We start from the raw sequence: 19917 nt of genomic DNA on the forward strand, positions 1-19917 counted from the left end.
CTCCTTACTTCTTATTTTTGATGGACTTCATCAGGCCACCGTCGGCAATGATCTTCTGGATAAACGGCGGGAAGGGTTCCGCCTGGAAGGTCTTGCCGGTGGTCTCATCGGTGATGAGGCCGGTAGTAAAATCCACGCTGACGGTATCCCCTGCGCTGATGGCATCCACAGCCTCGGGGCACTCCATGATGGGCAGGCCGATGTTGATGCTGTTGCGGTAGAAGATACGGGCAAAGCTCTTGGCAATGACCACCGAGATGCCTGCGGCCTTGATGGCCACAGGGGCGTGCTCACGGGAGGAGCCGCAGCCGAAGTTCCAGCCGCCCACCATAACATCGCCGTCCCTGACGTTCCGGACAAAGTCCTTGTCGATGTCCTCCATGCAGTGGCTGGCCAGCTCCTTGGGGTCCTGGGTGTTCAGGTGGCGGGCCGGAATGATGACATCGGTATCCACGTTATCCGGGTATTTGAAAACAGAACCTTTTGCGTTCATCGTTGTTTCTCCTTTTCGATCAGACCGTGCGGGGGTCGGTGATATAGCCAGTCAGGGCGCTGGCAGCGGCAGTGGCCGGGCTTGCCAGATAGACTTCACTCTTGACATGGCCCATGCGGCCCACAAAGTTGCGGTTGGTGGTGGAGACACAGCGCTCCCCCTCGGCCAGGATGCCCATGTAGCCGCCCAGGCAGGGGCCGCAGGTGGGGGTGGACACGATGCAGCCCGCATCAATAAAGGCTTCAGTCCAGCCGCGCAGGATGCATTCCTTATAAACCGCCATGGTGGCCGGAATGATGATGCCCCGCACGCCCTTGGCGATGTGCTTGCCCTTGAGGATGTTGTAAGCGGCCTCCATATCCTCCAGACGGCCATTGGTGCAGCTGCCGATGACCACCTGATCGATCCGGATGTCCTTTCCCTCGCTGGCGGGGTGGGTGTTCTCCGGCAGATGGGGGTAGCTGACCGTGGGCTCCAGCTTGTCCAGGTCGATCTCGATGGTCTTTTCGTATTCGGCATCCGGGTCAGCCTCGTAGTAGACCGGGGTGCGCTGGCTGCGGCCGTTCAGATACGCTCTGGTGACCTCGTCCACAGGGAAGATGCCGTTCTTGGCACCGGCCTCAATGGCCATGTTGCAGACGCAGAGGCGATCCTCCATGGTCAGGGAAGCCACGCCCGGGCCGGTGAATTCCATGGACTTGTACAGTGCGCCGTCCACACCGATCATGCCGATGATGTGCAGGATCAGGTCCTTGCCGGATACGCAGGGGCTGAACTTTCCCTTGAGTACAAACTTGATGGCAGAGGGTACCTTGAACCATGCCATGCCGGTGGCCATACCGGCGGCCATATCGGTGGAGCCCACACCGGTGGAGAATGCGCCCAGTGCACCGTAGGTGCAGGTGTGGCTGTCGGCACCGATGATGCAGTCACCGGCGGTCACGATGCCTTTTTCGGGCAGGAGGGCGTGCTCAACACCCATCTGACCCACATCGTAGAAGTTGAGGATATCATACTTGTTGGCAAACTCGCGGCACTGCTTGGACTGGGTTGCGCTCTTGATGTCCTTATTGGGGACGAAGTGATCCAGCACGATGGCAATGTGCTCCTTGTCGAACACGCCGTCAAAGCCTGCCTTCTCAAACTCGTTGATGGCGACCGGGGTGGTGATATCGTTGCCCAGCACGATATCGAGCTTGGCATTGATGAGCTGGCCTGCCTTGACCTCCGGCAAACCCGCATGTGCGGCCAGAATTTTTTGCGTCAGAGTCATTCCCATAATACTCTCTCCTTTTATTTTCCATGGTCACGCTGTCCTTCGTACAACCTCTCAGTCTCGCATTCGCTCGACAGCTCCCCTAGTAGGGGAGCCCTTGGCATTGCGTAAAGCCTTGCCTCTTTGCCAAGGCCTCTCCTACTAGGAGAGGTGGCAATGCGTTAGCATTGACGGAGAGGTTGAACAGAGTATCCGTTCATCATTTACTGTTAATTGCCGAAACCAGCGCCCTGATGCCGGCGACGATGATGTCCGTGTCGGTGCCGGCACCCCAGGTCACGCTGCCATCGCCCCAGGCAAGGCCCACATAAGAAGCCGCGCGGGAGGTGCTGCCCTCGTCCAGGCTGTGCTCCGAGTAGCTTTCCAGATGGAAGTCCATCCCGGTGGCGCTCTGGATGGCGTTGGCCACAGCATCCAGACGACCATTGCCCACCGAAGTGACCACCTTGCGCTGACCGTTCAGATCCAGGGTGACCGTGGCGGTAATGCCGTTGACCTGTGCAAAGTGGGCCTCCACCACACGAAGGGGCTTTTCACGGTTGAGGAAACTCTCCTCGAAGATGCGGAGCACCTCGCCTGCACTCAGCTCCTTGTGGCTGTGGTCGGACACGCTCTTGACCTTGTAGCCCAGCACCTCGCGCATCTTGGGGGGCAGATTATAACCGTAGTTCTGCTCCAGCACAAAGCCGATGCCGCCCTTGCCGCTCTGGCTGTTGATGCGGATGACATCGGCATCATAGGTGCGGCCGATATCGTGGGGGTCGATGGGGATGTAGGGGCAGGTCCAGCGGTGCTCGCCCCGCTCCTTGCGGTAGGCCATGCCCTTTGCAATGGCATCCTGATGGCTGCCCGAGAAGGCTGCAAACACCAGCTGACCGGCGTAGGGGGTGCGCTCGTAGATGTGCATCCGGGTCACGCGCTCGTAGGCAGCGCAGATGGCGGGCATATCGGAAAAGTCCAGCCTGGGGTCTACGCCGTGGCTGTACAGATTCATAGCCAGAGTCACGGCATCCACGTTGCCGGTGCGCTCACCGTTGCCGAACAGGCAGCACTCCACGCGCTGGGCACCGGCCAGAACGGCCATTTCGGCGCAGGCAACACCGGTGCCGCGGTCGTTGTGGGGATGGGTAGAGATGATCACACTGTCGCGGTACTTGAGGTGCTTGTCGCAATACTCGATCTGGTTGGCGTAGACATGGGGCATACTCATTTCCACCGTGACGGGCAGGTTGATGATCATGGGGCGGTCAGGGGTGGGCTGCATGATGTCCAGCACTGCGTTGCAGACCTCCACAGCATAGTCCACCTCGGTGCCGGTAAAGCTCTCGGGGCTGTACTCAAACAGGAAGTTGCCCTCGTACTCCTGGCTCAGCTGTTTGACCAGCTTTGCGCCGTCGGTGGCGATCTTCTTGATCTCTTCCCTGCTCTTGTGGAACACCTGCTCGCGCTGGGCCACGGAGGTGGAATTATAGAAGTGGATGACTGCGCGGGGAGCACCCTTGACGGCCTCGAAGGTCTTGCGGATGATGTGGTCGCGGCACTGGGTCAGCACCTGCACGGTCACGTCCTCCGGGATCATGTTTTTCTCAATCAGGGTGCGCAGGAACTCGTACTCGGTATCGCTGGCGGCGGGGAAACCCACCTCGATCTCCTTGAAGCCGATCTTTACCAGCATCTGGAAGAACTCCAGTTTTTCCTCCAGGCTCATGGGCACGATCAGGGCCTGATTGCCGTCGCGCAGATCCACACTGCACCAGGCCGGGGCCTTTTCAATGTGATCCTTCTTCACCCAGCTGTCATAACCGGCGGGGACAGGGTAATATCCCGGTGCGTACTTGGTTGCGTCCATCATTCTCGTTTCCTCCAGATCCTACAATTAAAGTAAAAGGCCCTCGTCTCCAAGGCGATAAGCCTTGAGAGACGAGGGCCTGTCATTTTTTCTGACAGAGCACCCGTGGTACCACTCTCTTTGCTGGAAAACCAGCCACTCACACGATCAGCTTTTGGCGGCGAATCGCTGCCCCGGTAACGGTGGGCATCCGTCAGAGCCTACTCTCCGTTCAGCTCTGCCGCTCAGGGGCCAGTAACCGAAACCCTCCGCACTGCCTTGCACCGCCCGGCAGCTCTCTGAAGCAGAAGAAGATCGTTTTTTCCCCGTCAACGCATTTGGTCTTTGTGTTTCAAAGTGAGCTTATTGTACCAAACGCCGGATTTGCTGTCAAGAAGTTTGGTTCACATCAAGAATGAAACAAATTCACATCATGGGCGGCACAATTTTCCAAATTTTGCGCTTTCTGCATCGAATCGCAGAGCGCTGGGAAAGCGGGGGATGCCCACGCTTCCCTCCCGCCAGGCTTCGGGGTTTGTTAAGAATCTGGGAAGTTTTTGGAAACAAGCCCTCGAAAAGCTTTTTTGTTAATTTTCGTTGTGTTAAGATAAGCTTACCGAAAGAATAAGGCCCCTGACCGATTTGTCAAAGGCTCTCCCTTTGGGAGAGCTGGCTGCGAAGCAGACTGAGAGGGCGAGGCCGTTTACCGAGGAGGAAATCCTATGAAAGAAGTCAAGACACCGCGCAAGCCGTTGGCGATCTACTACGCCCTCGTGCTGCTGATGCTGCTGCTCCTCAACCTTGTGCTGCTGCCGTGGATGGAGGAGCGCCAGATCAAAGAGGTGGACTACGGCACCTTTATGACCATGACTGAGGAGAAGAACATCGGCCGTGTGGACATTGAATCCAACCAGATCATCTTTACCGATAAGGACGAGACGCAGGTCTACAGGACCGGCCTGATGAACGACACCGGCCTGACCGAGCGGCTGTACGATGCCGGAGCCACCTTCTCCAGCGAGATCGTGGAACAGTCCTCGCCGGTACTGAGCTTTTTGATCTGGTTCGTCCTGCCCATCATCCTGTTCTCGGCCATCGGCAACCAGATGAACAAAAAGCTGATGGAAAAGGCCGGCGGCGGCCCGGGCTCCATGATGTTTGGCGGCATGGGCAAATCCAACGCCAAGGTCTATGTGCAGTCCACGGCAGGCATCCGCTTTGCGGATGTGGCCGGCGAGGACGAGGCCAAGGAAAACTTACAGGAAGTCGTCAACTATCTGCACGACCCCAGCAAGTATGAGAGCATTGGTGCCAAGATGCCCAAGGGCATCCTGCTGGTGGGCCCTCCGGGCACCGGCAAGACCATGCTGGCCAAGGCTGTGGCCGGTGAGTCCAACGTGCCCTTCTTCTCCATCTCCGGCTCCGAGTTCGTGGAGATGTTCGTGGGCATGGGTGCCTCCAAGGTGCGCGACCTGTTCAAGCAGGCCAAGGAGAAAGCGCCCTGCATCGTGTTTATTGATGAGATTGATGCCATTGGCCAAAAGCGCAGCGGCGGCCAGTACGGCGGCAACGATGAGCGCGAGCAGACCCTGAACCAGCTACTGACCGAAATGGACGGCTTTGAGGGCAACACCGGTGTCATCATTCTGGCCGCCACCAACCGTCCCGAATCCCTTGACCCTGCCCTGACCCGCCCCGGCCGCTTTGACCGCCGGGTGCCCGTGGAGCTGCCCGACCTCAAGGGCCGCGAGGAGATTCTGAAGGTCCACGCTAAGAAGGTCGCGCTGGCCCCGGGCATCGACTTTACCACCGTGGCCCGGATGGCCTCCGGCGCGTCCGGTGCCGAGCTGGCCAACATCGTCAACGAGGCCGCGCTGCGGGCCGTCCGCGCGGGCCGCAAGAGCGTGACCCAATCCGACCTGGAGGAGAGCATCGAGGTGGTCATTGCAGGCTACCAGAAAAAGAACTCCATCCTGACCGACCACGAAAAGTGCATCGTAGCCTACCATGAGATCGGTCACGCTCTGGTCGCCGCCAAGCAGACCCACTCCGCCCCCGTGCAGAAGATCACCATCATCCCCCGCACCTCGGGTGCTCTGGGTTACACCATGCAGGTGGACGAGGGCAACCACTACCTGATGAACAAGGAGGAGCTGGAAAACAAGATTGCCACCCTCACCGGCGGACGTGCCGCCGAGGAAGTGGTGTTCCACTCCATCACCACCGGCGCTTCCAATGATATCGAGCAGGCCACCAAGCTGGCCCGCGCCATGCTGACCCGCTACGGCATGAGCGATGAGTTTGACATGGTGGCACTGGAGACCGTCAACAACCAGTATCTGGGCGGCGACACTTCCCTTGCCTGCTCTGCCCAGACCCAGTGCGAGATCGACCAGAAGGTGGTGGAGCTGGTCAAGGCCCAGCACGCCAAGGCTGTGCAGATCCTGACCGACAACCGCGCAAAGCTGGATGAGCTGGCCCAGTATCTGTACCAGAAAGAGACCATCACCGGCGATGAGTTCATGGAGATTCTGAACCGGGAGGAATAATTTTTACACCCCCTGCAATAAACAAGCCGCCCGTTCCGTATTCATTACAGAACGGGCGGTTTTTCGTCCATAGTACAGGAGGTATATTTCTTATGAAGATTCTGAATACAATGCTGGGCCGTCAGGCCATTGCCGCAGCCCTGGTGCTGTCCCTTGCCATCCCCATGAGCGTCGGCGCATTTGCCGAGGAGCCTGCCGCTGCGGCTGCCGCCGATGACACCGTTGTCGCAGGCTACCTGCCCCCGCAGGACGAAAGCGTGATGCTTCAGGGCGAGATCGCGCTGCACAGCGGCGACATTGCCGTGGGCGAGACTGACCCCGCCTACGGCGGCTACGGCGCACCGGAGGGTGACCCCATTCAGGGCGACATCATGCTGATCTCCGCTGACGAGGCAAAGACCACCGAAGCCCGTTACACCGTCAAGGGCCTGCTGGGCCGTCAGGTCCTTTACACCGCCCGGCAGGAGGGCCGTGTCCTGACGCTGGACGTGCCGGACTGTGCCGCCACCTTCCGCACCACCATTCAGGATATGAAGACCCTGATGGATCAGGGCGTGTCCACGCTGGTGCTCACCACGGAGAAGGGTTCCACCACCCTGAACCTTTCCCTGCTGTGTGAGGGCCAGACCGACACCCAGCGGGTGGTGCTGCGGCAGCTGGGCGACAGCGCTTTCCTGACGGTCGGCCTGCGCTGCCGCCGCGACCTCATCGTGGGCCGCTGAGTGGGGTGTGTTCCCCTTTCCTGAAGCTTAACAGAAACACAACAGGAGCGCTCTGCCGGTATGACCCGGTGGGGCGCTCCTGCTGTGTTTGGGAAATATCAGAGGATGTCAAATTTTACTGCGCATTCTGCTTGAGGTCCTGTGCCTTCTTCCAAGCACGCAACACGCTGATCTTGGTAACCATGTTGTCCGGATAGAACTTCACCTGTTCAGGGGGCAGCTCTGTATCCTGATCGTTCAGGTCAGGCATGAGGTCGTGCTCCATGGCCCAGCGGGCAGCATGCTGCAGATCCATATCCTGTTCTTCCTGGCCAACATCGGGGTAGAGGATCTCAGATTCCGGCATAGGCTTGCCTGCATCCTCCCACAGCATCATTGCAAGAGCACTGCGGTTGCTGGGGAAGTAAGGCAGACCCCACATCTGGCCCACAAGATCGGTGCCCAGCGTGTAGCCGACCAGTGCGCCGCCAGCCACAACAGCCGTACCGACAATGATGGGGCCAACAACATCAGAACCATCCTCAATGTCAGCGCTGCGGTACTGTGCGGCCACATCCACATCATCATTCATGGTAAAGGTAATGGACTCTGCCTTGTAATCCTGATCCAGCGGCAGTTCGCCGGTAGACCAGAGATCAAACACCATACCCTCGGGAACCTTCGTCTGGTCCAGCGTCACGGTGACTTCTGCACCATCCGGCACAAGGCAGGTCTGCTTGCCGCTGGCCTCATCGGTGCTGGTTTCCAGTGTATCGGTCACATCAATGTCGCCGTCTTTCACAGCAAAGGTGCCGCCGGTCACGGTCAGGGTATGATTGACGACAGGCTCATCCTTCTTCCACTGTGCCGTAAACACTTCATCACCCGTCAGGACAAGCTCACTCTCAGCTTTATAGAGCTTACCGCTAAGGCTCAGCCATCCAGCAAACTGGTAGCCTTCTCGTGTGGGAGCCGCTGCAAGCTTCACGCTCTCATTTTCATGGTAGAAAGCATCGTTGTAATTGGCAGTTGCGTCGCCAATGCCTTCATTCAGGTTGTACTGGAGACGGTACACACTGGCAATTTCCTTATGTGTTTCAAACCAGCCGCAGTAGTTGCAGGTCTTCGTCACATCACGCATCTCATTTCGTGCGTCGATCCTTGTCCACTCCGAATAGGTGGTGGTAAAGGCTTTGTCCTGCTCACCATCGGTATAGGAGTGTGTCTGCATCTTGCCGTTTGTCCAGACCAGCTCACCGTTCAGATATACATCTGTTTTACCCTTGTTGTTAGTAGCTGCTTTACCGCCAAAGCCAAACATCTGCGAGCAGGTCGTCGTTTTATCCCGGGCAGCAGTAATGGTCTTGGGATCATTGATATTGATGATGTACTTATGGCTGCCCATGTTGCTGTCGTTGATGTTCAGCGCAGTTTTATTGTTACTGAACATTGATACATAGGACTGGAAGTTGGAATTCACGGTGCAGTTGTTAAAGTTAACCGTAATGTTATGACTTCCTGCACTGTAATCCGTGTAAACATTGATTACTTTTCCGTTCGCATTAAAGGTGCAGGTATCAAATGTCATGGTCGGGGAGCTATACGTCCAGAGTGCATAATTAGAGCTTGGTGCATTGAAGGTCGTATCCTTGAACACTGCACTGGTATAGCCCCAATAGTCTGTCTTGCCGTTGATGACGCAGTTTTCCACCACTGTATTGTCAATACGGATGAAGCCCAGATAATCCACCACGCCAGAGCGAAGCGTCATATTTTTGAAGGTAACTGTTTTGGCACCATCAAAGCTGTAATCGCCGTTATATTCTGTGCCGAACTTGTTCGGGTCCGGCACCTCATCACCGATATTCCAAGCCGTTTTGTCAGTTCCCTGCCCCACAAAGGTCAGGTCTTTTCCCTGGGTGCTACCAACGCTGGGGACACCGTACAGTGTATAATTGCCCTCGCCAAGCTCGATGGTATCACCGCTCTGTGCCTCTGCCACAGCAGTTGCCAAAGACGTATATGTCGTACCCGTTCTTTTGTTCCGTACTTCTCCGGTGCCGAGTGCGTCCTCCGCAAAAGCCAGCATGGGAAGCATCTGAAGCATCATTGCCACTGCCAGCAGGGCCGCAAAAAACCGGTTTTGACTTTTCTGTTTCAACTTTCTTCATTCCTTTCATCGCTATTTGCATTTTTGCAACGGATTCCCCGCAAGGAACCCTCCAGATTCCTACCGCACTGTCACCTCCCCTGTAGGTTCCATTCTCCGCATTGCAGGTCTCAGCCAGGTTGCTGAGTGCTTTGTTCTCAAAGGAATTTTCTGTCATTTCATTATACCCCCCCTAAATTAAAATCAAGTATTTTGAAAACTTTTGTTGATATTCACAAATCAGGTATCCTTTTTCAGTCATTTTCACGAAACTGCCTTTGACAAAGAAAAAAGCGGCCTGCCAGTGACTGACAAGCCGCCAAAATATTGCCATATTCCAAATGAAAAGCTGCTGACAGCATAGGGCCCAGCTTTTTTGCCGCAAACAGCAGAAGCCCCCCGCCGGTTCTCCCGGCGGGGGGCTTCTGTTGTGGCAGCTTATGGTAAACGGAGAGTGGATATCAATTGAGAATGGGATTCAGGATCTCGACCAGTGCATGATACTGGGTGGCGTAAGCTTCTGCGCCGTCCTTGGGGCGGCCCGGCTCGGCCATCTCGGACTTCATCTTCTCGACGATCGGGTTATTCTCAAATTGGAGCTTCTGGCTCTTTCCGCCTTTGGCTCCTGGTGCAAAGAAATCAAACATCGCCAGATGGGGCTCCAGCGTCAGGAAGCCGTGGTAGCCCTCCTCGCAGAAAGCACGGCGAAGCAGCTCAGGGATCTTGCCAAGGCCGGTGCCTGCGGGCACATTCAGCAGGTAGCCGGGCAGAGCATCCTTGATGTGGATATAAGCGATCTGGTCATGGAGCAGTTCCCAGCACTCCGCGGTGTCCTGCTCACACTGGACAAAGTTGGCAAAATCAAACGCCGCCTTGAAGTGGGGGCAGGCCAGCCGGTCGAACAGCAATTTGCAGCGGGCACCGGTGTCTCCGTAGATGCCCTTCTCATTTTCATGGAGCAGGACAATGTCATGCTTTTCCGCGATCCGGATAAACTGACGCAGCTTATCCAGCACCACATCGGTATAGCTGTCTGCATCGGCATCCTTGGGGATGAGGAAACTGAACATCCGGATGAAGGAGCAGTCCAGCAGCCTGGCCGTTTCGCAGAGTGTTTCCAGCTGCTCCAGCTGCTTGGCAAAGCCCTCTTCATCGTCTACCTCCACCTTGCCGATGGCCGTACCAAGGCTGGAAACGCCCACGCCTGCGGCCCGCAGTTTTGGCAGAAGAACGGTGCGTACTTCCTCGGGGGTGTAATCGGCAATGCCCTTGTGCTCGGCGCTGCGGATGCAGATATACTTCATCCCCAGATCCGTCACAGTTTTGAGCTGCTGGTCAAAGTCCTGGCTGATCTCATCCGCAAAACCGGAAATTTTTTCGTAAACACTCATAAGACACACCTCATTCACCGATCTTTGTTTTCCAAACTTAACAGCACTGTTCCTGGCTTGTAGTATACCACTCTTCCGGGAGCTGTGTTATAATAAATCGAAGGAAAATATCAAAATTCAAAGAACGTTCATAAATTCAACACAACCGCCAAACAAGGAGGCACGTTCTTGTGCAATTCAACGAAAAAGAAAAAGTTCTCCAACTTTTTTCGGAGAGTGGGCGAGAAAACGCGGAGGGCAGGAGGGGCTGACACCCCGCCAATACCGCCTGCAGCAGCGGCAGCTGGGAAAATAACAGCAGAAGCCCCCCGCCGGGAGAACCGGCGGGGGGCTTCTCTGTATGCGAATGAGGAGTTACTTCTTTGCCAGGTACTTACGGATATCGATGGCCACAGCCACGATGATGACAAGGCCCTGGACGATATAGGTGTAAGAGGAGTTGACGTTCATAAACTGCAGAGCGACCTTCATCAGCTCAAAGACCAGAACGCCGACCAGAATGCCGGGCACGGTGCCGACACCGCCGGTGGTGGAAACGCCGCCGATGGTGGAAGCTGCGATAGCGTCCAGCTCATAGCCCATTGCAGTGTTGACGGATGCGCCGCCGGACTTTGCAGCCAGCAGGCAGCCTGCCAGACCGAACATGCAGGAGGCCAGGATGTAAATGCGGATCTTGGTGGCGTAAACGTTGACACCGGCCACCTCAGCAGCAGCTTCGTTGCCGCCGATGGCGTACATGTACTTGCCGTGACGGGTCTTGTTGTACAGGAACCAGAAGCACACAGCCACGACCAGGGCGATCCAGATCAGCACGGGGACCTTCAGGATGGTGTTGGAGGCCAGAGAGGTAAAGTTCTTGTTCAGGGAGCCGATGGGGGTACCGCCGGTGTAGACCAGGCAGATACCGTAGACGACCTGCTGCATACCCAGGGTAGCGATAAAGGGCTGGACCTTCAGGTAAGAAACGACCAGACCGTTGCACAGACCCACGATGGCGCAGATGGCAATGACCAGAATGAACACCACAGGGGTGGGCAGAGTGGGCATGTTGGGGTAGAACTTACCGGCAGCGCCCTCGGTCTGCGCAAAGATGCAGGCCAGGCAGGCAGCAAAACCAGCCAGACGACCTGCGGACAGGTCGTTGCCGGTGGTGATCAGACAGCCGGAGATGCCCAGCGCGATGATGTAGCGGATGGACACATTCTTGAACAGGTTGATCAGGTTTGCAGGTGCAAAAAAGTTCGGATGGATGATGCCGACGAACAGAGAGACGAGCAGCATCAGAACGATAATGGCGTTGTTGCCCAGCCATTTCTTTACGGATTTACCCGTTAATTTCTTGGTAGCTTCCACAATAGACAGCCTCCTTGTTTACTGATTGGCCGCTGCCGTTTCGGGCGCGGTCTCAAACTGGGTAGCCAGCTCCATGATGTTCTCCTGGGTCGCGTCCTTGCCGTCGATGAAGCCGGTGACGCGGCCATCGCACATGACCATGACGCGGTTGGACATGCCAATGATCTCGCTCATTTCAGAGGAGATCATAATGATGCTCTTGCCCTGCTTGGCCAGATCGGCAATGATGCAGTAGATCTCGTACTTTGCACCAACGTCGATGCCGCGGGTGGGCTCGTCCAGGATCAGGACATCGGGGTTATTTGCCAGCCAGCGGGCGATCAGCACCTTCTGCTGGTTGCCGCCGGACAGGCTCTTGATCTGGGTCTTGGGGCTGGGCACCTTGATGGCCATCTTTTCCTTATTGGTCGCCACCAGATCCAAAATCTTCTTGTCATCCAGCATGATGGGGCCCTTGCGCAGAGCGTCCAGCGATGCAATGGAGATGTTGTCGGCCACGCTCAGCACACCCATAATGCCGGTTGCGCGGCGATCCTCGGTCAGCAGAGCCACGCTCTTCCGGATGGCATCGCGGGGCTGCTTGATGTTGACCTCTTCGCCCTTGATCCACACCCTGCCGGAGGTGTGTGCACGCAGACCAAAGATGCCTTCCATCAGTTCGGTGCGCTGTGCGCCCACCAGACCAGCCACGCCCAGGATCTCGCCCTTTTTCAGCTCAAAGCTGCAATGGCGGAAGGAGCGCGGATGGATGGAGGTGAAGTCCTCCACCTTCATCATCACTTCCTCGGAGGGGTGGTTCTCCAGCGGCGGGAACAGATTGGACAGCTCACGGCCGACCATCTTGGCGATGATCTGTTCCTTGGTCATGTTGGCAACGTCCCACTTGCCGATGTAATGGCCGTCACGCATGATGGTCACTTCGTCAGCAATGACCTTGATCTCATCCATCTTGTGGCTGATGTAAACCAATGCAACGCCCTGCTCCTTCAGCTCGCGCATGATGCGGAACAGCGATTCCACTTCGTTGGCGGTCAGGGAGGAGGTGGGCTCGTCCAGGATCAGCACCTTGCAGTTTGCGGAAACAGCCTTTGCAATTTCCACCATCTGCATCTGGGCAATGCTCAGGCTGCCCAGCTTTGCGTGGGAATTGATCTGCAGCTTCAGCTTCTTCAGCAGTGCATCGGTATCGGCATACATTTTGCTGTGGTCCACAATGGTGATGGGGCCAATCTTTTTGGTGGGGTAGCGGCCCAGCCAGATATTCTCAGCCACGGTACGGGCCGGGATGGGCTGCAGCTCCTGATGCACCATGGCAATGCCGCGGCCCAGTGCTTCCAACGGGTTCGCAATAACGACCTTTTCTCCCTCGTATTCGATCTCGCCCTCGTCCATCTTGTAAATGCCGAACATGCACTTCATCAGGGTGGACTTACCGGCACCGTTTTCGCCCATCAGGGCCATAACTTTACCGGGGCGGAGCTCCAACTGCGCGTGGTCCAGCGCTTTTACGCCGGGGAAGGTCTTGACCACGCCTTTCATTACCAGACGGTATTCTGACATTCCGCAGAGCCTCCTTATCTTGCAATTTGCAGGCCGCGCGGTGCGTCCTTTCTTTCCAAAAGAAGGCGCGTGCGCCCGAGAGAAATCTCGCACGCACGCGCTTTTAAGCTTTTACCAAGCCATAGGACTCACTGCGTACCTTGCAAACGTGAGTTTTGTGCTACAGGAATTAGAGGTACTGTGCTGCGTTCTCGGTAGTGACCTTGACGTAGTCGACCCAGTAGTACTCCTCAACGTCCTTGCCCTCAACAAACAGCTGAGTAGCCTCGGCAGCCTTGGTAGCCTGGCCCACGTCGTCGTTCAGAACGGTACCGGTCATCTTGCCGTCAACAACGTTCTGGACAGCCTCTTTCAGTGCGTCAACACCGACCAGGTAGATGTCCTTGCCAACGGTACGGCCAGCCTGCTCGATGGACTGCAGAGCGCCCAGAGCCATTGCGTCGTTGTTGCAGAACACAACTTCGATCTTCTCGCCGTACTGTGCCAGAGCGTTTGCAACGTCCTGCTGTGCGGTGGTCTGATCCCAGTTGTCCAGGTACTCGTACAGGCACTCCACTTCCTTGTCGGCATCGGTCAGAGCCTTGATGGAGTACTCGGTGCGGTACTGAGCATCGATGTTCTCGGGGTCGCCCTTGCACATGATGTAAGTGATCTTGCCGTCGCCGTTGATATCGCCCTGGGTCTCGGTCTCCAGGATCAGCTCGCCCTGGTAAGTACCGGACTGACGTGCGTCAGCGCCAACGTAGCAGCACTTGCCTGCGTAGGAGTCCAGAACAGCCTTCTCGGGCTCACGGTTGATGAAGACGATGGGAGTGCCGGAGGGAGAAATGGTATCCACGATGGTCTGTGCAGAGGTGGTCTGAACAGGGTTGATGATCAGAACGTCAACGCCCTGCTGCAGGAAGGTGTTGATCTGCTCGGTCTGGGTGTTCTGGTCGTTCTTGCCGTCAACGATGGTCACGGCGTAGCCCTTATCCTTCAGGTACTCTTCCAGGTCGGTGCGGTACAGGGTCATAAAGTTATCAGCAAACTGATAGATGCAGACACCGACGTTTGCGCTGCCGGTTGCAGCCTCAGAAGCAGCTGCAGAAGCAGCTGCAGAGGAAGCGGCGGTAGAGGAAGCAGCAGTGGAGCTGGAGGAGCCGCCGCAGGCGGTCAGAACGCCGGCAGCACCCACAACAGCAGAAGCCTTCATAAAGTCACGACGGGAAATCATTTTCATAATCTTGTTCTCCTTCATTCGCATATCACAGCATCTCATGGAATATACTTACATGTATGTTCCATGGTTTCTGTTTGTATTATAACCGTCTGGAAAATCATTCGCAATGGGACAAGTTCACAAGATTCCGGTCATTTCTTTGTGCACTCTTCACAGTTGATATTGTTGTGTACAACATTCTTTTTGCTATCAAGCACAAAATCAGTCAAAAATGCAACATACATCCAAATTCCATGCCAAAAATCCATAAATCCTTTCAAAACGGTTACAACATCGTTCTGTTCATGCAACAAATTTCTCTGTACAGAAAATGCCCGTTTTTTCCCGGGAGTTTTGCACAAAACGTACATTTCCGGGAAAAACCGGGCATTTTTTTCATTTTTCACTTTTCTTTGTGTTCGCGGCGGTAGCGGGTGGGGGTGACTCCCAGCGTCTTTTTGAAGATCTTTGTAAAATAATTCACATCCAGAATGCCCACTTCCTCGGCCACGGCGGCAATGGTGTGGTTGTTCTGCACCAGCAGCTGGGCCGCGCGGTTGACGCGCTGGGTGTTGATATAATCGATCAAGGTGCTGCCGGTCTCCTGCTTGAACAATGCCGACAGGTACGATGGGCTGATGAAGCACATGGCGGCCAGACTTTTCAGCGTCAGCGGCTCAGCCACGTTCAGGTTGACGTAGTTCATCACCTTCTGCACCGCGGGCGAATACTCCTTCAGCGAGTAGCGGCGGACATAGGCACAGTAATCCCGCGTCATCTGCCACATCATCTCGTTGGGCACCTCGTTGGCTTCCTCAATGATGCGGCTGTACTTGCTGGAAATGGCATCGATATAATAGGGATGCACCTTGCTGGGCTCAATGGCCTTGCGCAGCAGGGTGTTCAGCACGATCATCTTGTTCTTCTGCTGGTAGAGTGTCCCCTCGAACCGGCCGCCATAGGTAAAGCGGGAGTGCTGGTGCATGGCCTCGATGGCGGCTTCCTCATCGCCCCGGGCCACCGCGTCCAGAATGCGGTTCTCCGATTCATACCGCTGCTCCAGCATGGTGACCGGGATCTCCTTCTGGAACTCCGGCTCGTGGAAATAGCGGGTATCCGGGTGGAACTGGAATGGCAGGAATTCCTTCAGCTCCTGCACCGGGACAGTGCACCCGAACATCGTATCCACCACAACCCGCAAAGCTCCATAGAAATCACTGGCCTCCAGGATCTTCACGCCGTTGTAGTACTCCTGCACAGCGGCCTCTCCGGCTTCCCCCAGATAGCGCCTGACCCATTTGCGGGCGCTCGGGGTGCGGGGGCCCACCGTCCAGGGTCCAATGAGAAAGACCGTGTTTTTTTCATCGGGGATGCGGAACAGGGCAAAGTGCAGCTCAAAGGTGCCCTCCACCAGCAGCAGGGTATTCTCAGGGGTGCTGTCCAGCAGCAGCTGGCCGAACTCCTGCCAGTCGAACTGGGGGTCCAGCGATCGCCGCAGGCCGTAGTCAAACTCTTCCAACCCCTCAAAGGGCGGGGTGACCCGCCGGGTCGGGATATTCTGCACCGCTGCCAGCTTTGTAAGGATCTGCAAAGGATCCACCCGCATCGTACACCGCTCCTTTTTCCTGTTGTTCCGCTCGTGCCGTTGTATCATTCCTGATATATTAGTATACATCAATTTTGAAGCAGAAACAAGCCGCCCACAGGAATTTCCCGTGGGCGGCTTGATCCGTTTCCTTACTTATTATGACGCTGTGCCAGTGCGGCCACGTTCTCTTCCACCTTCTGTTTGGTCAGGGGGTAGATGAAGAACAGGCTCAGGGCCACGGCCACAAAGCCGATGGCGGGGGCAATACAGGAGATGTTGAAGATGCCCATGGTGACCTCCGGGTCAAAGGCAGTGGCAGCGCTGTAACCGATCATGGTCAGCAGGCCGCCGGTCAGGCCGGAAGAGAACGCCTGACCCAGCTTGCGGGCAAAGGAGTAGACCGCATAGATGGTGCCGTCCTCACGGATGCCGTTGCGGACCTCGGAATCATCGATGACATCGGTGATCATTGCCCAGATGATGGTGTTGAAGAAGCCCAGGCAGATGAAGGCGGCACAGTAGAAGCCGACATAGACCCAGACATTGGCGGGCTTGAGAACAAAGCAGATGACCTCCAGCACCGTGGCCACGATGCAGGATACAGTGGCCAGCTCTTTTTTACCGAACCGGTTGGCCAGCTTGGAGGCAAAGGGTGCGCAGACGAGCAGGATCAGCACGCTGCTCAGCAGAGAAGCGGTAGACTGAGCGGCGGCGCTGCCGTAGAAGTTGGGGAACACATAGCCTGCCATGCCCTGCATGGTCAGCATGGCCAGCAGCAGGAAGAGGGCGGCAGCAATGATGCCCAGCAGGGCACGATTGGTGAACACGCTCTTGAGCATCTTGCCAATGTCCATCTTGCTGTTGTTGGCGGGCACATCCACACGCTCACGCACCAGGTTGAAGCAGAGCAGGTAGCAGAGGATGGCGCAGACAGAGAAAACGCCTGCAATGATGGTCATGCGGCTGCCGGAGAGGACCGTCTGGCCATTGACGGTGACGTAAGCCACCATGGGGGTGCCAACGCCGATCACAAGGCTGGCCAGGGTGCTGCCGATGGTACGCCAGGTGGACAGCTCTGCGCGATCCTTGGGGTCAGCAGAGATGGCGGAGGCCATGGAGCCGTAAGGGATGTTGACGGAGGTGTAGAAGATGGAGCCCCACAGGATATAGGTCACAAAGAGCCATGCCACCTTGAAGCCGTAGGACATCCCGGCCAGACCGGACTGGAAGATGAGGAAGGATGCGATGGCCACAGGGCCGCACATCCGCTTGAGCCAGGGGCGGAACTTGCCGTCCCTGGTGGGATTGGAGCGGTCCACGATCTGGCCCATGGTCACATCGGTAAAGGCATCCACAAAGCGGGCGATCATCATGATCATGCCCACAACACCGGCGCTCACGCCCATCACGTCGGTATAGAACTTCATCAGGAAGCTGGACGACAGGATAAAAGTAAAATCGTTGGCGAAATCGCCGAACATATAGCCGACCTTGTCCCGCATCCCAAACGGGGTGGTCTTTTGCATTTCATTTGCCATTGTATTCTCCTTCGGTGGTCAATTCAAACGGTACAGCGTTTCTTCTGCTGTATCCAAGTTTGTACTCCAATATTATGACAAACTTTTATCAAAAAATGTTAGAATATTTTTTAGGTGAATTCGTACAATTTTAAGGTATTGTTTTTGTACATTTTCACAGTTCGTTCACATTCTGTTTTTTCCGCTTTTTCCCAGCATTCACTTTTTGTGGCACTCTTTACGGAAGTTTTTAAACCAAGCCGGAGATAATAGGTATTCTGCCCAGAGCAGCGCCTGTTTTCCTGAAAAAAGTCTGGATTTATTCAAAAATCTTTCTATCCCTTTTATAAAATTTCTGTCATACTGGGTACAAAGACAATAAACGCCCCTGTGGCACGCAAAATGCCGCCGGGCTGATGAATGTGAGGTCATCCTGATGAACCGCTCCCTGCTGTATCCCCGCGCTACCACCACCCGCCGTCTCATCGGCCTGGACGGGATGTGGCGTTTCAGCTTCGACCCCGAGAGCAAGGGTGTGGAGGCCGGATGGGCGCTGGACCTGCCCTCCTCTCTTTCCATGCCGGTGCCCGCCTCCTTCTGCGACCTGTTCACCGACAAGGCCTCCCGCGAATACTGCGGTGATTTCTGGTACGAGACCAGCTTTTTTGTCCCTGCGGAATGGAGCGGCTGGGACATCGTTCTCCGGTTTGGCTCGGTCACCCACCGGGCCCGGGTCTTCGTCAATGGCGTGGAGGTGGCCCAGCACGAGGGCGGCTTCCTGCCCTTTGATGCCACCGTGACCAACATCGTGCGGTACAATCAGTTCAACAAGCTCAGTGTTCTGGCGAACAACGAGCTCAGCGAGACGATGCTGCCCGCAGGCACCACACGCACCCTTGCGGATGGCAGAAAGATCGCCGCCCCCTACTTTGATTTTTACAACTACGCCGGCATCCACCGGCCCGTCTGGCTGATGGCCCTGCCCAAGGAGCGGGTGCTGGACTATTCCACACGATACCGCCTGACCGAGACCGGGGCCGAGATCGACTATACCGTGTCCACCAACGGCCCCCACCCCGTGACTGTGGAGCTTTACGACGGCACCACCCGGGTGGCCGAAAGCTCCGGCACCACCGGCACGCTGGTGGTCAAAAACGCCAAGCTGTGGAACGTCCACGCCGCCTATCTCTACGATCTGGTCATCCGCATCCACGAGGGCAGCGCGGTGGTGGACGAGTATCTGGACCGGATCGGCATCCGCACCTTTGAGATCCGGCACGGGCGTTTCCTGCTCAACGGCAGCCCGGTCTATCTGCGGGGCTTCGGCCGGCACGAGGATGCCGACATCCGGGGCCGTGGGCTCGACCTGCCCACCGTCAAGCGGGATTTCGAGCTGATGAAGTGGATCGGCGCAAACTGCTTCCGCACCAGCCACTACCCCTACGCTGAGGAGGTCTACCAGATGGCCGATGAGGAGGGCTTCCTCATCATTGACGAAGTCCCCGCCGTGGGCTTTATGCAGAGCACGGCCAACTTCCTGGCCGCCAATCAGGGCAACGGCAGGCAGCAGGGCTTTTTTGAGAAGGAGACCACGCCTGCGCTGCTCAAGAACCACAAGGCAGCCCTGACCGATATGATCGACCGGGACAAAAACCACCCCTCGGTCATCGCATGGAGCCTGCTCAACGAGCCTCAGTGCACCAGCGCGGGCACCGAGGAATACTTCAAGCCCCTGTTCGAGCTGGCCCGCCGCCTCGACCCCCAGAAGCGCCCCCGTACTTATACGGTCCTGATGACCAGCCTGCCCGACACCAGCAAGGGCCAGCGCTTTGCCGATTTCGTCAGCCTGAACCGCTACTACGGCTGGTATGTACTGGGCGGGGCCGGGCTGGCAGATGCCGAAGCCGCCTTCCGCCATGAAATGGACGGCTGGGCAAAAGTCCTGCATGGCCGCCCGCTCATCTTCACTGAGTACGGCACCGACAACCTGAGCGGTGCACACAAGCTCCCCAGTGTGATGTGGAGCGCCGAGTACCAGAATGAATATCTGGAGATGACCCACGCCGTGTTCGACCACTACGATTTCGTGCAGGGTGAGCTGGTGTGGAATTTTGCCGATTTCCAGACCACCGAGGGCATCCTGCGGGTGGACGGCAACAAAAAAGGCATCTTCACCCGCCAGCGTCAGCCCAAGGATGCGGCGTACCTCTTCCGGGAGCGGTGGACAACTCTGCCGGTCGATTTCAAGAAGCGAAAAAAATGATCCCAGAAAACAGCAGCGCCCTGCCGGTTTACCCCGGCAGGGCGCTGC

General features: G+C 56.5%; 13 protein-coding genes and 1 other annotated feature. Of the genes, 3 read left to right on the top strand and 10 right to left on the bottom strand.

From position 1 onward, the window contains the following. Window positions 1-4: 4 nt before the first annotated feature. The 3 genes from leuD to MTP40_RS10945 all read right to left on the bottom strand — a co-directional run bounded on the left by leuD (window position 5) and on the right by MTP40_RS10945 (window position 3621). On the bottom strand, window positions 5-493 hold the full coding sequence (gene leuD / locus MTP40_RS10935) for a 3-isopropylmalate dehydratase small subunit (protein WP_097770461.1): 489 nt from the start codon (window positions 491-493) through the stop codon (window positions 5-7). A gap of 19 nt (window positions 494-512) precedes the next feature. Beyond that, complete coding sequence (gene leuC, locus MTP40_RS10940) at window positions 513-1772, bottom strand: 3-isopropylmalate dehydratase large subunit (RefSeq protein ID WP_098924611.1); 1260 nt, start codon at window positions 1770-1772, stop codon at window positions 513-515. A 196-nt stretch (window positions 1773-1968) separates the two neighbouring features. Next, entirely contained in the window at window positions 1969-3621 is a 1653-nt protein-coding gene (locus tag MTP40_RS10945; protein ID WP_207683960.1) for a 2-isopropylmalate synthase, read from the bottom strand. A 61-nt stretch (window positions 3622-3682) separates the two neighbouring features. Further along, window positions 3683-3939: a binding site (T-box leader), on the bottom strand. 380 nt (window positions 3940-4319) lie between these two features. Between MTP40_RS10945 and ftsH the strand changes: the two genes are divergently transcribed. Together ftsH and MTP40_RS10955 are read left to right on the top strand one after the other, a co-directional pair. After that, on the top strand, window positions 4320-6146 hold the full coding sequence (ftsH, locus tag MTP40_RS10950; protein WP_249259370.1) for an ATP-dependent zinc metalloprotease FtsH: 1827 nt from the start codon (window positions 4320-4322) through the stop codon (window positions 6144-6146). A gap of 92 nt (window positions 6147-6238) precedes the next feature. Further along, window positions 6239-6868 carry a transcriptional regulator, IclR family protein gene (locus tag MTP40_RS10955; protein WP_249259371.1) on the top strand — a complete coding sequence of 210 codons (630 nt, stop codon included), beginning with the start codon at window positions 6239-6241 and terminating at the stop codon, window positions 6866-6868. A 115-nt stretch (window positions 6869-6983) separates the two neighbouring features. On the opposite strand, the gene MTP40_RS10960 is transcribed toward MTP40_RS10955, so the two are convergent. From MTP40_RS10960 to MTP40_RS10990, 7 genes are all read right to left on the bottom strand, one after another. Next, on the bottom strand, window positions 6984-9008 hold the full coding sequence (locus MTP40_RS10960) for an InlB B-repeat-containing protein (protein WP_249259372.1): 2025 nt from the start codon (window positions 9006-9008) through the stop codon (window positions 6984-6986). Between the two features lie 449 nt (window positions 9009-9457). Next, entirely contained in the window at window positions 9458-10387 is a 930-nt protein-coding gene (locus MTP40_RS10965; RefSeq protein WP_156069532.1) for a sugar phosphate isomerase/epimerase family protein, read from the bottom strand. A 354-nt stretch (window positions 10388-10741) separates the two neighbouring features. Then, window positions 10742-11740: an ABC transporter permease subunit gene (locus tag MTP40_RS10970; RefSeq protein WP_005931572.1), complete on the bottom strand. Its 999-nt coding sequence runs from the start codon at window positions 11738-11740 to the stop codon at window positions 10742-10744. Window positions 11741-11758: 18 nt separating this feature from the next. Then, a complete protein-coding gene (locus tag MTP40_RS10975) occupies window positions 11759-13300 on the bottom strand; it encodes a sugar ABC transporter ATP-binding protein (protein WP_005931574.1) in 1542 nt (513 codons plus the stop codon). Window positions 13301-13469: 169 nt separating this feature from the next. Next, on the bottom strand, window positions 13470-14522 hold the full coding sequence (locus MTP40_RS10980; RefSeq protein ID WP_242699369.1) for a substrate-binding domain-containing protein: 1053 nt from the start codon (window positions 14520-14522) through the stop codon (window positions 13470-13472). Between the two features lie 382 nt (window positions 14523-14904). Continuing rightward, a complete protein-coding gene (locus tag MTP40_RS10985) occupies window positions 14905-16107 on the bottom strand; it encodes an AraC family transcriptional regulator (RefSeq protein WP_156058488.1) in 1203 nt (400 codons plus the stop codon). A 131-nt stretch (window positions 16108-16238) separates the two neighbouring features. Next, window positions 16239-17627: an MFS transporter gene (locus tag MTP40_RS10990; protein ID WP_249259373.1), complete on the bottom strand. Its 1389-nt coding sequence runs from the start codon at window positions 17625-17627 to the stop codon at window positions 16239-16241. Window positions 17628-18042: 415 nt separating this feature from the next. On the opposite strand from MTP40_RS10990, the gene uidA reads away from it, so the two are divergent. Then, on the top strand, window positions 18043-19869 hold the full coding sequence (uidA, locus tag MTP40_RS10995) for a beta-glucuronidase (protein ID WP_249259374.1): 1827 nt from the start codon (window positions 18043-18045) through the stop codon (window positions 19867-19869). Window positions 19870-19917: the final 48 nt, after the last annotated feature.

This window comes from Faecalibacterium sp. IP-3-29 (assembly GCF_023347335.1).
Lineage (GTDB): Bacteria > Bacillota > Clostridia > Oscillospirales > Ruminococcaceae > Faecalibacterium > Faecalibacterium duncaniae.

Bases quoted from the DNA above. Each gene is read 5' to 3' on its own strand.
- leuD (WP_097770461.1), bottom strand. From the start codon at position 493: ATGAACGCAAAAGGTTCTGTTTTCAAATACCCGGATAACGTGGATACC.
- leuC (WP_098924611.1), bottom strand. From the start codon at position 1,772: ATGGGAATGACTCTGACGCAAAAAATTCTGGCCGCACATGCGGGTTTG.
- MTP40_RS10945 (WP_207683960.1), bottom strand. From the start codon at position 3,621: ATGATGGACGCAACCAAGTACGCACCGGGATATTACCCTGTCCCCGCC.
- ftsH (WP_249259370.1), top strand. From the start codon at position 4,320: ATGAAAGAAGTCAAGACACCGCGCAAGCCGTTGGCGATCTACTACGCC.
- MTP40_RS10955 (WP_249259371.1), top strand. From the start codon at position 6,239: ATGAAGATTCTGAATACAATGCTGGGCCGTCAGGCCATTGCCGCAGCC.
- MTP40_RS10965 (WP_156069532.1), bottom strand. From the start codon at position 10,387: ATGAGTGTTTACGAAAAAATTTCCGGTTTTGCGGATGAGATCAGCCAG.
- MTP40_RS10975 (WP_005931574.1), bottom strand. From the start codon at position 13,300: ATGTCAGAATACCGTCTGGTAATGAAAGGCGTGGTCAAGACCTTCCCC.
- MTP40_RS10980 (WP_242699369.1), bottom strand. From the start codon at position 14,522: ATGAAAATGATTTCCCGTCGTGACTTTATGAAGGCTTCTGCTGTTGTG.
- MTP40_RS10985 (WP_156058488.1), bottom strand. From the start codon at position 16,107: ATGCGGGTGGATCCTTTGCAGATCCTTACAAAGCTGGCAGCGGTGCAG.
- MTP40_RS10990 (WP_249259373.1), bottom strand. From the start codon at position 17,627: ATGGCAAATGAAATGCAAAAGACCACCCCGTTTGGGATGCGGGACAAG.
- uidA (WP_249259374.1), top strand. From the start codon at position 18,043: ATGAACCGCTCCCTGCTGTATCCCCGCGCTACCACCACCCGCCGTCTC.